Source organism: Arcticibacterium sp. SM2516 (genome assembly GCF_057914865.1).
Genome location: NZ_CP195290.1, coordinates 2,734,393 through 2,749,318, shown reverse-complemented (window position 1 = coordinate 2,749,318; position 14,926 = coordinate 2,734,393). Strand labels below are relative to the sequence as shown.

Below are 14,926 nucleotides of genomic sequence, written 5' to 3'. Positions count from 1 at the left end.
ATACCTATGGCAGAACCCAAAATACTTGGGCCAACATAAGGGATACCATACCACTCAAACAAACCTTGTATGTTTCCGTCTTCTGCATAAGGGCCGTGCATGACAGGGAAAGCTATGTCTATTTTTTCGGAGAGTTTCTCCACTTTAATTTGCTTCCCTATTTTATAAATTAGTTTGTAAAGTTGGGTTTCATTTAAATCACCCAGAGACTCAATATATACTCTGAAGCCGTGATTAAGATTTTTTGAAGGATAAAAATCTTTAATGGCATCTGAATAAATATATTCTGGGTTTATTTCAATGAAATTTCCAATGCTGTCAACAAAAATGAGGATAGGCTCATAATGACTTTTGTCAAGGTGCTGAAAGGCTGTTCTACCACCTTTAAATGAAATTTCTCTTTCTCTGGAAGGCCCTCCGAAAAAAATGCCAACTTTTAGTTTAGTAGTCATTGGACGTAAAGTTTATAAAGGATACACGTTTGTTATGCAATTTAAATAAAAAAGCTACTTACCTCGGCAAGTAGCTTAAATAAAATGCTTTATAATTTCTTATCCTGCTGGAGTGAGGTTAAGGGCAACTACTTTTTTTATTTCTGGCACCGATTTTAAAATGGCTTCCTCAAGACCTGCCTTAAATGTCATGGTAGACATAGGACAAGTACCACAAGCTCCTAGAAGCTCTAGTTTTACAGTGCCATCTTCGGTAATTTCTACGACATTTACATTCCCGCCATCAGCCTCTAAATAAGGTCTAACAGAATCTAAAGCCTTCTCTACACGCTCTTTTAAAGAACTCATTTTCTGAAACTATTATTTGTACAAAAATACTTCACAAGTGAAGAATATCCTAATCTACATTCCACACTTTACGCCATCTGAACTCTTTCTGTAGCGGGCTTAGAAGCATTTCTAATAGCCAACTGCTGAGCCAGTGCTTCTGCTGCTTCTTTAAAAGCGGCAGCTCCTGGATTATTTTCATCCATCATTACGGGTCTTCCTTCATCTCCTCCTTCTCTAATACCTTGAACAATAGGTATTTTTCCTAATAAAGGTACACCAAACTTCTCTGCAAGATTTTTTCCACCATCTTGTCCAAAAATGTAATACTTATTATCTGGCAACTCTAGTGGTGTAAAGTAGGCCATGTTTTCAATTACACCTAAAATAGGCACATTGATTTGTGGCTGCTGAAACATAGCCAAACCTTTGGTGGCATCTGCCAAAGCAACTTTCTGGGGAGTGGTAACCACTACCGCTCCAGTGACAGGCACCGTTTGTACCAAAGATAAGTGTATATCGCTGGTTCCTGGAGGAAGGTCAATCAACAAATAATCTAAATCACCCCAGTCTACATCTCCCAAAAATTGTCTTAGAGCTTGACTTGCCATTGGGCCACGCCAAACTACAGCGTTATCTTTAGGGGTTAAAAAGCCAATAGAGATCATCTTAATGCCATACTGATTCACAGGGTGAATCATGTTTTTGCCATCTTTTTGAGAAATAAGTGGCTGAATATCTTCTGCCCCAAACATCAGAGGGATAGAAGGTCCAAAAATGTCGGCATCTATAATTCCAACAGAAGCCCCCGAGTTTTTAAGGGCAATAGCCAAATTAGCCGTTACAGTAGATTTTCCTACTCCTCCCTTTCCTGAAGAAATGGCGATAATGTTTTTAACACCTGGCAGCTGCGGAGAACTATTTCTTATGGATGTAACCTCTGCGGTCATCGTGATTTCTACCTGTATATCTTCGCCCAAATCTTTATGAAGGGCATCCATACATCTCTGACGAATAACCTCTTTTAAAGGACAAGCCGGAGTAGTTAAAACAACCGTAAATTTTATATTGGAACCATTAACCTCAACATCTTTAATCATATTGAGGGTAACTAGATCTTTTTTAAGATCCGGTTCTTCGACATTGCTAAGAGCAGCTAAAACACTTTCTTGGTTAATCACAAATACTTTTTTTGTTTGAAAACGACCTAACTACCCAACAGACTTGTAGGGCGGAAAGTTTTGCAAAATTAGAAAATGTGGTAAGATTAAATAAGCTGAGCCTTCACTATTTCCATTTCTTGTTCTACATCGACAGAATGACTCAATTCTTCTAAGCGAATCATGAGCTTTTTCAAAAAGGTTTGGTGTGCCTCTGAGTCAGAGTGAAAGGGCTTGTGATTTAATTGACTTTGAACCTTACTCCAGTTGTCGATAAATTCATTGAGTTTTTGAGAAAAGGCGGTTTTTCTAAAGTGTTCAATGACATACTGCTGACCCGTGCTGTTGACATGAATCATGTCGTCCGCATAATATCTATAATCCCTAAGGTCGTCTAGAAGAATTTCGTAAGCAGGGAAATAATAGATATCCTTAAAGTCTTGTGTAAAATAATGGGATGCTAGCCTTAAAATACTTTTGCTGAGGTTGTTGCCTTGTAAGGTGTCTTTGGTATGTCTAACTGGACTAACCGTAAAAATGATTTTTATTTTTGGGTTAATGAGCTTTATTTTTTCATAAAACTGAGTGAATCTAATGCCAATTTCTTTATTGGTAAGCATTTCCTTATGGAAAAGACTAGACTCTTTTTTATGACAATTTGAAACAATGTAGGAGTTCTGTTTTAATCGATAAGCATAAGCTGTCCCTAGCGTAATAAACAGATAGTCAGCCTTTTTTAGAAAATTTCTTACTTTTTGGTGTAAGATGTTTAACTCATTCTCCAAATCACTTTTATTCTCATTAGAGAGCCTTGAATGGAAATCATAATGATACCAAAGACCCTCATTTTGAGTGAAATAATTTGTTCTTACTGGATATTGATTAATACTATGGGTGAGCAGCCTGAAAATGGAAACTGGATTAAACACAACACCGTAGGGATTGTGTAAACAATCTATTTTATTGTCAGATAAATAATTTCCAATATTGTCGGAAAAACATGACCCGATGGTCAATATCTTGGAATTCCGCTCAATTTTGAAAGGGAATTCCGAAAGTTCGATTTCGGTGCGAAAATTCATGTAAGACAAGTACTTTTAAGGGTTTGGCTAGGCTAATACCCTTAAAAGTAGCGAGTTTCTTTTGTTTACCCAAATATATAAACGCAAACTTAATGAGATTCCCTGTTTACGATACTACCAGATTTTCCAATCAAGAAATCCATGTCTGCACCTTCATGGGCTTGATTTACGGTGTCGATATATAATTTTATATAACCTCTGTTAAATCCTAAGTCAATAGGCTCCCATTTCTTCTTTCTTTCAGCTAGTTCCTCATCAGAAACATGAAGGTGAATGGTTTTGGCATGCACGTCACATTCTATAATGTCGCCATTTTCAACCAATGCTAAAGGGCTTCCTAAAGCTGATTCCGGAGAAGCATGAAGGAAAACTGTTCCAAAAGCTGTGCCGCTCATTCTCCCATCAGATATTCTTACCATATCGGTGATTCCTTTTTGAATGATTTTCTTCGGAAGAGTCATGTTTCCAACTTCTGGCATACCAGGATAACCTTTTGGTCCAACATTTTTCAAAACCATGATACAGGTTTCGTCAATATCTAAATCAGGGTTGTCTATTCTGGCATGGTAATCTTCTATGGTTTCAAAAACTACGGCCCTACCTTTGTGCTTTAAAAGAGATGGTGTGGCGGCAGATACTTTTATAACTGCTCCCTCCGTACATAAATTCCCTTTTACCACGGTAATACCGCCTTCTTTAAGGATTGGGTCAGTAATGGGTCTGATCACGTCTGTATTCCAGTTTCTAGCTTTTTGAGAATTTTCTATAAGCGTTTTACCATTGACAGTAATGGCCTCCTCACTTAAATGATTTTCAAGTTCCTTTAGAATAACTTGAATTCCGCCTGCGTAATAGTAATCTTCCATGAGATACTTACCAGAAGGCATAAGATTAAGTAAAAATGGGATTTTAGAACCGTGTATATCAAAATCTTCTAGCGTAAGCTCAACCTCCATTCTTTTGGCAATGGCCAATAAATGCAGCACAAAATTGGTGGAACCACCTACTGCGGAGTTTACTTTAATAGCATTTAAAAAGGCAGGTCTTGTTAGAATTTTTGAAATAGTCAATTCTTCTTTCACCATTTCCACAGCTCTAATACCGGTCATATGAGCCATCATTTTCTTTCTTGAGTCGGCTGCAGGGATAGAAGAAACACCTGGTAGAGTTAAGCCTAAGGCTTCCACCATAGTGGCCATCGTAGATGCCGTTCCCATAGTGTTACAGTGCCCAATACTTCTGCTCATACAGGCTTCAGCTTCCTCCATTTCATCTAAGGTCATTTTGCCAGCTTTAACATCGGCGTCAAATTTCCACACATCCGTTCCAGAGCCTAAGTCTTTGCCTCGAAATTTTCCATTAAGCATGGGTCCTCCAGAAAGAACTATGGAAGGTATGTCTACACTGGCTGCACCCATAACCAAAGAGGGGGTGGTCTTATCACAACCTGTTAAAAGAACCACAGCATCAAAAGGGTTTGCTCTGATACTTTCTTCCACAGTCATGGAAGCTAAGTTTCTGTAAAGCATGGCCGTTGGCCTCATAATGGTTTCTCCCAAAGACATTACGGGGAACTCTAGTGGGAATCCGCCGGCTTCATAGACCCCGTTTTTGACAAATTGAGCTAATTCTCTAAAATGACCATTGCAAGGAGTGGCCTCCGACCAAGTATTGCAAATGCCTATAACAGGTTTTCCTTTAAACTGATGTGCGGGGTACCCTTGATTTTTTATCCAACTGCGATATATGAAACCATCTTTGCCTTCTTTACCGAACCATTCTTGACTTCTTAATTTGCTTTTTTTATCTACAGGCATATATTATTATCTGTTAGGGTTGAATTTATTGATTCCAATTAACTGCAAATACCTCTTTTTTTTGTTTTTTTGCAATCTAATACTTGAATTTGAATACCAAAAAAGCACAGAGAAGATGACATTGTTCCAAAAATTTGATGAAAGCATAACGGATGAATTGATAGAAAGCTTGAAAAATTTGGGGGAGAGAAATTTAGGCGATACTAAAGGGGCAATTTATGCTATTTTCTATACTCTTTTAGCTGGCCTTATTAGGCGAGCAAATAGCGACATGAGCACGAGCATGTTGGTAAACCAAATTAAAAAAATACATGAAAAGGACTTGGCGGGTTTTGACCTCAAAAAGGGTTTTGACTCGACTAAAAGTTTAGCAGGTTTTATTGAAGTAGGAGAAAGGAATATGAGTCAAATATTTCCTTCTTTCAAAAGTCAGCTGCTTAATCTAGTCACTGCTCATAGTGGAACTAGCAAACAAGAAACAACCAAATATGCTTCTTTTATTAATGCCTTGATGATTAGCTTTTTAGCTGAAAAGTTAGACGAAGGTACTAGTAAAGAAGACCTTATGAATTATCTGAAAGAGCATAGAGACCCGCTATTTGCCAAAGCTCCAGAAAATTTGGTGGAAAAGATGATACCTGCTCTTGGCATGCATGATTTGAGAAATATGAAAATGCATTTTGCTAAGAAAAAAGAGCAGCAAGAAGCATTGGAAGAAGCAGGAATTGTTATAAGCGAATCTTCTTATAATGAGGAGGTTAGTTATGATGAAGAGGACAGCTTTTTTTCTAAAAAAACGATTCTAATTATTGGAGTGCTAATTTTAGTAGGTGTGTTAGGATATCTGCTGTATGACTCACGAGAAGAAATATTTGGTTCAGATGTACCAAACGAGTCTTCTGTAATAGAGTTAAATGACGAGCTTGCAATTAGTCCGGATAGCTTAAGCAATTCAGCTGATACGGTAATAGTAGGAGACCCAGGGTGGTTAGCCATTAAAGAGCTGGTTGGCGGTGGTGTGCTTCCTCAAAATAATGAAGTCAAAGTGGAATCATTTAGTTTTGCAGAGGGTTCTGTGGACTTTTTGGATAGCTCAAATCCTATTATAGATAGTTTAGCAAATCTGTTCAAAAGCAATCCTAGATTTCAAATTCAAATCAAGGGTGGGGATTCGAAAGGAAATTCTCAAACGGGAATAAAAAGAGCCTTTCATCTTAAGAAATTATTGCAACAAAAGGGGATAAATCCAATCAAAATTGATGCGATTTCGGATGCCGAGAAGCTCGATTTTTTAAAGCTTCGAATCGTCACTAAATAGATGAGAATTGATATTAATGAGCCTTTAATGGTGACGAATATCAATAGACTATAAGTTATTTTGCATTTCTAAAAGTGCCTGTTTGTGTATTGCAAGCAGGCATTTTTTTGTTTTATCCCGCATTTTCAAGCTTGGCTTTTTCCGAATTCATTTGGTAGCATGTTTTTTTTGCTTTCGTGCTGCCATGAAAATGACAATATTTGAATCGACACTTAACCGATATGCTAAATATTAAATGGCATATATTGATGCGGCAGATTCTCAAGACCATAGAGCAGTTCATCTGCATTTTAGGATAGAATATTTTTCCGGCAGCCTATAAGGCCTGAGTGTGGTTTATGATGCCTTAATGGTGGTAACGCTAGGTAAAGTGGATTATGGTACCTATTAGGATAAGTTAGTCGGTCATAAGTACGGATATTGATTCAGGAGAGTGATTGGTTAGCACAGCGGTTGTTATAATCACCAATACCTAAATGACATACTGAAGCAAGGCCACAACCACGATAACATAACTGACCCAAATTGCAAGTTATAGCTGTCAAGTGGATGTTTGTAAAGCATGGGGGTGATAAGAGCTTTAAGGTACGGTTATGCCTCGCTATGGATGTACTATAGATTAATGTACCAGAGACATCTTTTCACGGTCACGAGCCTACAGTTTCTATTCCAGTACAACTTAAGAATATCAAAAGTTTAAAGTAAAGAATCTATATTAGGGACGAAATACAAGTTTGAACTCGCAGCTTTGCTAGAAGCCTGTGTATTCAATTTGTATAAAAAGGCTCCTTTCTTAGAAAATCCTTTTTGTTTCTCATCTAACTTCGTTAGCCATCCACTGGATAGAATTTTTCTACTGAAATTTCTTTTATCAAAAGCAGAATCAAATATAGCCTCATATAAAGTCAAAAGCTGCGGCAACGTAAATTTCTCGGGAAGTAATTCAAATCCTAAAGGATGAAATGCAGCCTTATTTCTTAGTCTTTGAATAGCGTTTTCTACCATTAGACCATGGTCAAAAAGTAATTCGGGCAGTTCATCAAAATCAAACCATTGTGCCTGATGATCTTTAGAATCGAAGCGTTCGTAGTCATCCACATTTATGAGGGCAAAGTAGGTAACCGAAACCGTTCTTTCTACAGGGTCTCTATCTGGTAAACCAAAAGTGCTTACTTGCTCTAGATAGATGTTTTTTAATCCTGTCAGATCCTCTAAAATTCTAGAAGCGGCTTTATCTAAACCTTCGTTAGGTTTAAGCCAGCCTCCCATAAGTGACCATATGTTTTTACTGTCTTCAATTCCTCTTTTTACTAATAACAACTTGAGTTTAGAGCCGTCGAAACCGAAAATTATGGAATCTAGTGCTACCAAACATTTAGTTTGTTCGCTGTATTGTTCTAACATATGAAAGGAGGAGGGCAGTCTTTTTTTTAATATTTTGCTTTAAACTTAAGACTTCAAAATTGGAATTGCTTATTATTACCGAAATTATTTAAGTTAGCATTTGACAAAAGTACTTGAGGTACGGAATCTAAATTTCAGTATCGAAGACAAAACCATCGTAAGGAATGTATCTATTTCCTTAGAAAAGCATAGAATTTTGGCTCTTTTGGGCCAAAGCGGTTCTGGGAAATCTACTATTTTAAAATTAATTGCAGGTTTACTTGAACCAGATTCAGGGTCACTTAGCATTGGTGCAGAGAGGATAGTACCGCCATCAGAAAAACTCATTGCGGGACATCCTAAGATCAAAATAGTTCGCCAAGATAATCCACTCTTTCCTAATATTTCTTTAAGAGAAAATATAGAATACGAACTCCGATTTTTTAATGATGAGTATAAAAATCAAAGGGTAGAAAAGCTCCTAAAAGTTACCGGACTAAAAAAAGCTGAGCATCAACTGCCGAGACATTCTTCTGAAGGCGAGCAGCAACGAACCGCCATCGCTAGAGCACTGGCAGATGAGCCTTCTTTATTGTTGCTAGACGAACCCTTTAGTAACTTGGATTATAGAAATAAGAGTACACTAAAAGAAGAGGTTAAGCAGCTCGTAGCGGAAGAAGATATGGCTTGTATTTTTGTTACTCACGACATTTCCGACGTTTTTGGAACGGCTGACGAATTGGCTATTCTAAAAAAAGGAAAAATTACACAGCAGACGAAGCCATTAGTGGTTTATAACAAGCCAAAGTCAGTTTATGAGGCATCTATCACGGGAGATTTTACTTTGTTTTCCCAAGACGAGGCTTCGCAATTATTTAAAATTGACGCTAAAAAGAGAAGGGTATTAGTCAGGCCAGAGGCGATTGAAATTGTTGCGGAGGGGGCGTTTGAAGGGAGGGTTAAAACAGTTATAGATCGCGGTATTTTTAAAGAAATTATAATTGACATAGAATCTAGGATTCTTAAAGCCTTTTCAATGCAGAACTTTCAAATTGGTGACTTAATACGATTTAACATTCTTAAGTACGGCGAAGTGAATTAACTACTCCGCCAATATCATTATTTCATCAATATTTCTTCCGAAGCCGTCGTAATCCAGTCCGAAACCAATGACAAATTTGTTTTCAACTTCAAAACCGACATAGTCAATTTTTAGGTCAAATTGGGTCGCCTCTTTCTTATGAAGAAGTGTTAAAATTGTAACAGATGCAGGATTTTGCTTGTAAAAAGAAGGGAGAATTTCTGTCATTGTTTTCCCTGTATCAATAATATCTTCAACAATCACGACATGCCTGCCTTCAATGTTTTCACTCAAACCAATAAGTTCTTTCACATGGCCAGTAGAGTTCATCTCTTCATAAGATTGAACTTTTACGAAGCTAACCTGACAGGGCATTTTAATTTCTTTGAAAAGTTCAGAAAGAAACATGAATGACCCGTTTAAAACTCCCACAAAAATCGGATTTTTGTCGGCGTAATCATGCTCTAAACGCTTGGCTAATTCTTTGATTTTGTTTTGTAAAACATCTTTTGGAATTAAAGGTACAAACTGCCTGTCTTTTATCGTTCTCATTAGTATGAATTGATATATGAAGCCAAGAAAGGAAAAAAATACTTATTTCTCGCTTATAACCGCATATTTGAAATAGATTCGTTGAGTCAAATTTTATGAAGATTTTTTTAAAACTGCTTGTTCTATTAACCATCATTAGTTTTGATGGTTACAGTCAGCTTTTCGATATTTTTGAGAAAGAGAAGGAAAAGCCTGCAAAACTTCTTACCGATAGAGGTATTCAAATTGAGACCACGGCGGCCATAGATAACATGTATAACTTTAATTTCTATGAGTCTGAAAGGGAATTTAAATGGCTTTTGGTGAAATACCCGCACCATCCTATTGGACATTTTCTGCTAGGATTAAATTATTGGTGGAGGATAGTCCCAGATACAGGTATAAAAAAATACGATGACGTTATTCATAATTATATGGATAAGAGCATCGACCTGGCAGACGACCTTTTAGATGATGATAAAAACAATAAAGAGGCCGCTTTCTTCATGGCGGCTTCATACGCTTTTAAAGGTAGGATATATGCCGAAAGAGAAAATTGGCTCAAAGCAGCGTGGGCTGGAAAACAGTCTTTAAAATATTTGGAGCTCAGTAGGGGAGATGATAATATTAACCCCGAATTAATTTTTGGAGATGGACTTTATAATTTTTATTCTAAGTGGATTAATGAGAATTATAAATCTTTAAAACCTCTTTTGACTTTTTTCAGAAAAGGGGATAAGAATTTGGGTATTGCTCAGCTTGAAAATGTGAGTTCAAATGCCTTCTATACCAGAATGGAGGCTAGGTATTTCTTGGTTCAAATTTATGCTATGGAAAACCAGCACAATAAAGCCAGGCAGATGTCAAACATGATGCACGCTTTATACCCAAATAATTCCTTTTTTCACAGATATGCTGCAAGAAGTAGTTTTGTCTTAGGTAGAATGAATGAGGCAGAAGTGTTTGCCAAAGAATTACTAGACAATATAGCTGCGGAAAAATATGGTTATGGGGCTAATGAAGGCAGATATGCCGCATATATTTTAGGCTATATCAATCATAACTATAATAAAGATATAGGTACGGCTAAGTTTTATTATCAAAAATGTACCGAGTTTGCAGAAAGTAATGACTCCGAAGAGTCTGGTTATTATTTAGGATCGCAATTGGCTTTGGGTGATTTTGCCATGGATGAAGGTGATTTTTTAACAGCGGCTAGAAAGTATAAATTAATTATAGATGCAAAACAGAAAAAATCCGCTTCATACAATACTGCAAGAGAGCGGATTAAGACTTTGAAAAAGAAAATTACTGAAGCCAAAAAGAAAAAAAGAAAGGGCTAAGGAATTGGCAATACCTTGCTATTCTTAATGGTTTGCAGAATAACCATGGTTTGAGTACTTGAAACCACTTCAATGTCATTTATGGTGTCCATTATAAGTGCTTGATAGTTACTAATATCCTGTGCAATAACTTTTAAAAGGAAATCGCAAGAACCCGTAACGTGATGACACTCAATAATTTCGGGAACGCTGTTGATTTTGGCAACAAAGGAATCTATAATTGTTTTTTGATGACCTTTAAGGGTTACTTGGACAAATGTAAGTACACCTAAGCCTACTTTTTCCCTGCTAATTTGTGCATGATAACTTTCTATAATTCCTGACTGCTCTAATTTCTTTACTCGCTCTAAAGTAGGAGCTGGCGAAAGACCAACATCTTTAGAAAGCTGTGCATTAGTTATTTTTCCGTTTGTTTGAAGAATCTCTAATAGTTTGTGATCTATTACGTCTAATTTTCCTGTTGCCATGGTGAAGTATTTATTCAGAATTTAATTTGGCATAAAGGTACAATAACTAAACAATGATTTTATATATTATATTAACTAAAATTAATATTCTTAAAAGGAGAGGCCTTTTAATTAAGAATACACAAGAAAATTAGAGTAATTCTGTGTTAGGATTCCAGAAATGTCTATCGAAATCTTGAATTTTATCGTTTTCAATTTTCAAGCCTTCGGCTTCTAATTTTTGTTGCATTGTGGTGGGCGTATCAAAAGCATTTTTCCCTGAAAGAAGACCGATTCTGTTGACCACCCGATGGGCAGGAACATCGGGTCGGTGATGAATAGCATTCATGGCCCATCCCACAATTCTTGCTCCACCTTTTGAACCTAAGTATGCTGCTATTACACCATAAGAAGAGACCTTTCCTTTTGGAATGAGTTTTACAACGTCATAAATTTCTTCAAATTTATTCTCCTTCAATTTCCTTGGTGAGCTTTTGATACCATTCTTCGCCATAGGCCCTTTCTAATGGCTCTTTTAAGAACTTATAAACAGGTACACCTAATTTTTCTCCCAACTCACAGGCATCGCTGCAAATGCTCCATTGGTCGTAGTTTAAGGCGTGATAGCTTTCGTATTTTGTAATCCTGATAGGGTAGAGGTGACAGGAGATTGGCTTTTTAAAATCAATGGCATTGTCGTTATAAGCCTCTTCAATGCCACACTTTAAAGTACCTTTCTTATCATAAATGGCATATGCACATTCTTTGTCATCTACAGTGGTAGTACTGAAATCACCGTCTTCATCTTGTATGTAAATTCCTTGCTCTTCAATGGCCTGAATACCCTCTAAGGATAAATAAGGTTTTATTTTTTCATACAACTCTATAAGAACGGGTAGCTCAGACTCCTCTAAGGGTGCTCCCAAATCTCCTTCTACACAGCATGCTCCTTTGCATTTGTCGAGGTTACAAATAAACTGCTTCTCCTTTATATCATCACTGATACAGGTGTCATCTATTACTATCATGCCGTAAAATTACCAATACCATATTTCAAAATAGAACTAATGCTAAGAAGAAATTTATATTATCTAATTCTAAGGACTTGACCCACACTAATGGTATTGTCAGAGAGGTTATTCATAGACTTTAAATTGCCCAGTGTAATGTCATATCTTTTGCTAATGCTATATAAGGTTTCTCCCTTACTAACAGTATGTGTGCTAGCACTCTGAGAGTTATTGGAGGTACTATTAGTGCCGTCTTGAGAAACTATGAGTTGTTCTCCAATAGATATTTCAGTTCCAGATAAATTATTCCATTTCTGAATATTAACCACCGTTGTGTTGTATTGCTTGGAAAGTGAATATAATGTTTCTCCTCGTTGTACTGTATGATAGGAAAGCTCTTGGTTAGGTCTTTTAGAACTCGTAATTACCGTAGTAGGCCTTGTTTCTGTTCCTCTTCCTGCCTCGCTTACAATTAATTGTTGACCGTATTGGAGTATGTCGCTTGTAGACATTCCGTTCAGGTTCCGTAATTGGCCTACACTCAGATTGTATTTCTTTGATATTGAAAAAAGCGTTTCTCCCTGTGTAACATAGTGCATCTTACTGGCAGGATTTGAGGAGTAACTAGTGGATGCTCTTACAGGTTCTGAGGGTTCTATGTTAGGTTTAGAAATAACGGTTACGGGTTTGGATTCTACCTTTTCAGGTCTGGCTGGCTCACGTTCCACTCTTTTTACCACAACTGGCTTGTCGTCAATTTCTTCCTCTTGTACTTGTGTACTTAATTTTATGACATCTGTGTTCGTACGGCTGTTGGTGGTATTGGTTTCCGCTTCGGATAACACCACATCGTCTCTTTTATATCTTGTTTGTACTGGAAGAGAAGGAAGTTCTTCGTTAATTACTTCTTGAATAATCTCAACGGGCTGATTCTTAGGTCTCTTTTTCTGTAACCATACTACACGGCCAGGTTGGAGATCTTCTGGGCTTTTTAACCTGTTATATTTTAAAAGGTTCTTTAGTCTGATGCCGTACATTTGAGAAATCTCCCAAAAAGTTTGCGATTTACTGGCTGTATGGAATTGTGTAGGCCCTTTTTTTGACTTTTGTTCTAAGTAATAAACTTGACCAGTTTTAACAAGGTGTTTGTCGTCAAGGTCATTAAATTTTAAGAAATAACTTAATACAATATCGCCCTTTTTGGCTAGTTGGGAAGCTTCATCGCCTGGCTCTGCCAATATTCCCTTTTTCTCGTTGATTTCATATAGAATAGGGTCGTTATCGGAGGTGGTAACCAATGTTTTTCTTACCAAAATAGGATATCCCTTGTCCGTAGTGGTTAACTCTCTTCTTTTCTGAATTTGTGCTAATATTTCCTGTTCCCTAGATGCATTAATGGGTATAAGTACCGTATAATCTTTAGTAGTAGGAATGGATGCCGAATATAGCCAAGCATTGTACTCCCTTAGTTCGCTTAGATCTACCGTAAGCTCTACCGCGATTTCGGCTAAAGATTTACCCCGGGTTGGGTATTCAATTAGTTTTTTAGGAGATTTTTTTAATCTATTAAGGCGGTGTTCAAAAGCTATTCTATGAGCCAATGCTTTTAAAAGGTAATCTGGCGTGCTGTCATCAAAATCAATTTCACTGGCATAGGACCAGCTGGCAGGGATATCTTTAGTGGCTCCAGTGGGTCCTTGATTGTAGGCATAAATACATGAAACCCAGTTCTTAAAGATAATATTGTTCTTTCTGAAGTAACTTGCCGCAGCTTTTGTACTGGCAAAAATGTATTTCCGTTCGTCTATATTATTATCTATGGTAAGACCCAGTTCTCTTCCAGTGGCTTCCTTAAATTGCCAAAAACCTACAGCTGCCGATGAAGAAAGAGCATCTGGTTTTAAAGCACTTTCCTGAACCGCCAAATATTTAAGATCGTCGGGTACATTTTCTTTCTCAAGTATGGCTTCTATATAAGGGAAATACCACTGCATGAGCTGCAGTTTACCTTCCAAATAAGAGTTTTGAGGTGTTAATAAACCGACAACGTAATTGTTCACCCTTTTTTGCGTGGCAATGTCAAGGTTAACGATGACGTTCGCAAACTCAATTCTTTTAGGCGTTTCGGGCATGCTGTAATCTGTCTGGGCCGAAATACCAATTGAGATAAATAATAGAATTAGAAATAAAATATTTTTCATGTTAGGAAATTTTTCTTGCCACCAATAAACCATCACGGATAGGTAGCAGCACTTTTTGTATTCTTTTATCTTGCTTAAGCTTCAAATTAAATTTTCTTAGGGCTTTTGTGGTAAGGTCGCGAGATTGATCGTCAAACACCTTGCCGTCCCAGAGAACATTATCGGAAATGATTAAACCATTTTTTTTAACTTTATCTATAACTGCTTCAAAATAGTTTTCGTAATCTCTCTTATTTGCATCAATAAAAACCATGTCGAACTCCTCTTTAAGGGTAGGTATTATTTCAAGAGCGTTACCAGAAACAAATTCAATTTGGTCCTTAAAACCTGAACTTTCAATATTTGAGTTAATGCGGTCCTCCAATTCCTCATTGACATCAATACTGATTACTTTTCCATTTTCATTTAATCCTTCTGCCAGACAAATGGCTGAATATCCTGTATAGGTTCCTATCTCAAGAATTCTATCTGGACGAACTAAATGCGAAAGCATAGATAATAATCTTCCTTGAAAATGCCCTGACAGCATTCTGGGTTGCAGAACGTTGGCATTGGTATCTCTCCTGATTTCTTGTAAAATAGGAGGTTCAGAATCACTTATTGATGTACAATAAGCTTCCGCTTCAGAATTGATTATTAGCATAGCACTTTAACTTGGAGCAAATTAACCCCAAAAAAAGGAGTTATGCAAGTTATTAATAATATTATATTTTCAGAATATATTGAAAATAGTATTCCTTAAAATAGGGCTTGCATAAGCGAGCCCTATTTTAGT

At 36.9% G+C, this 14,926-nt stretch carries 14 protein-coding genes and 1 pseudogene; 3 read left to right on the top strand and 12 right to left on the bottom strand.

The window, feature by feature from the left end:
* Positions 1–7: 7 nt before the first annotated feature.
* The 5 genes and pseudogenes from ACSBFT_RS11385 to ACSBFT_RS11365 all read right to left on the bottom strand — a co-directional run.
* A pseudogene (locus tag ACSBFT_RS11385) lies at positions 8–452 on the bottom strand (D-alanine--D-alanine ligase); the annotation flags it as partial.
* A 99-nt stretch (positions 453–551) separates the two neighbouring features.
* The gene (locus tag ACSBFT_RS11380; protein WP_463045931.1) at positions 552–800 is read right to left on the bottom strand and encodes a NifU family protein; all 249 of its coding nucleotides are present in this window, start codon (positions 798–800) and stop codon (positions 552–554) included.
* Positions 801–868: 68 nt separating this feature from the next.
* Entirely contained in the window at positions 869–1,960 is a 1,092-nt protein-coding gene (locus ACSBFT_RS11375; protein ID WP_463045930.1) for an Mrp/NBP35 family ATP-binding protein, read from the bottom strand.
* Between the two features lie 86 nt (positions 1,961–2,046).
* Positions 2,047–3,021: a GSCFA domain-containing protein gene (locus ACSBFT_RS11370; RefSeq protein ID WP_489604710.1), complete on the bottom strand. Its 975-nt coding sequence runs from the start codon at positions 3,019–3,021 to the stop codon at positions 2,047–2,049.
* Positions 3,022–3,110: 89 nt separating this feature from the next.
* Positions 3,111–4,838 (bottom strand): IlvD/Edd family dehydratase, encoded by a 1,728-nt coding sequence (locus ACSBFT_RS11365; RefSeq protein WP_463045928.1) that lies wholly within the window; start codon positions 4,836–4,838, stop codon positions 3,111–3,113.
* A gap of 115 nt (positions 4,839–4,953) precedes the next feature.
* Between ACSBFT_RS11365 and ACSBFT_RS11360 the strand changes: the two genes are divergently transcribed.
* Entirely contained in the window at positions 4,954–6,156 is a 1,203-nt protein-coding gene (locus ACSBFT_RS11360) for an OmpA family protein (RefSeq protein WP_489604709.1), read from the top strand.
* 696 nt (positions 6,157–6,852) lie between these two features.
* Here ACSBFT_RS11360 and ACSBFT_RS11355 read toward each other — a convergent pair.
* Positions 6,853–7,560 (bottom strand): NUDIX hydrolase, encoded by a 708-nt coding sequence (locus tag ACSBFT_RS11355; RefSeq protein WP_463045925.1) that lies wholly within the window; start codon positions 7,558–7,560, stop codon positions 6,853–6,855.
* A gap of 100 nt (positions 7,561–7,660) precedes the next feature.
* On the opposite strand from ACSBFT_RS11355, the gene ACSBFT_RS11350 reads away from it, so the two are divergent.
* A complete protein-coding gene (locus tag ACSBFT_RS11350; RefSeq protein ID WP_489604708.1) occupies positions 7,661–8,641 on the top strand; it encodes an ABC transporter ATP-binding protein in 981 nt (326 codons plus the stop codon).
* On the opposite strand, the gene hpt is transcribed toward ACSBFT_RS11350, so the two are convergent.
* A complete protein-coding gene (hpt, locus tag ACSBFT_RS11345) occupies positions 8,642–9,172 on the bottom strand; it encodes a hypoxanthine phosphoribosyltransferase (RefSeq protein WP_463045923.1) in 531 nt (176 codons plus the stop codon).
* Between the two features lie 95 nt (positions 9,173–9,267).
* Between hpt and ACSBFT_RS11340 the strand changes: the two genes are divergently transcribed.
* Entirely contained in the window at positions 9,268–10,494 is a 1,227-nt protein-coding gene (locus tag ACSBFT_RS11340; RefSeq protein ID WP_463045922.1) for a tetratricopeptide repeat protein, read from the top strand.
* Here the strand turns inward: ACSBFT_RS11340 and ACSBFT_RS11335 are convergent.
* The 5 genes from ACSBFT_RS11335 to ACSBFT_RS11315 form a co-directional block, all read right to left on the bottom strand.
* Complete coding sequence (locus tag ACSBFT_RS11335; RefSeq protein ID WP_463045921.1) at positions 10,491–10,961, bottom strand: Lrp/AsnC family transcriptional regulator; 471 nt, start codon at positions 10,959–10,961, stop codon at positions 10,491–10,493. The genes ACSBFT_RS11340 and ACSBFT_RS11335 overlap by 4 nt on opposite strands.
* A 130-nt stretch (positions 10,962–11,091) precedes the next feature.
* Complete coding sequence (locus tag ACSBFT_RS11330) at positions 11,092–11,454, bottom strand: MGMT family protein (protein ID WP_463045920.1); 363 nt, start codon at positions 11,452–11,454, stop codon at positions 11,092–11,094.
* Positions 11,405–11,968 (bottom strand): DUF3109 family protein, encoded by a 564-nt coding sequence (locus ACSBFT_RS11325; RefSeq protein WP_463045919.1) that lies wholly within the window; start codon positions 11,966–11,968, stop codon positions 11,405–11,407. The genes ACSBFT_RS11330 and ACSBFT_RS11325 overlap by 50 nt, the downstream gene beginning before the upstream one ends.
* Positions 11,969–12,027: 59 nt before the next feature.
* Positions 12,028–14,151 (bottom strand): LysM peptidoglycan-binding domain-containing protein, encoded by a 2,124-nt coding sequence (locus ACSBFT_RS11320; RefSeq protein ID WP_489604707.1) that lies wholly within the window; start codon positions 14,149–14,151, stop codon positions 12,028–12,030.
* A gap of 1 nt (position 14,152) precedes the next feature.
* Positions 14,153–14,794, bottom strand: a complete 642-nt coding sequence (locus ACSBFT_RS11315; RefSeq protein WP_489604706.1) for an O-methyltransferase — start codon at positions 14,792–14,794, stop codon at positions 14,153–14,155.
* Positions 14,795–14,926 lie beyond the last annotated feature (132 nt).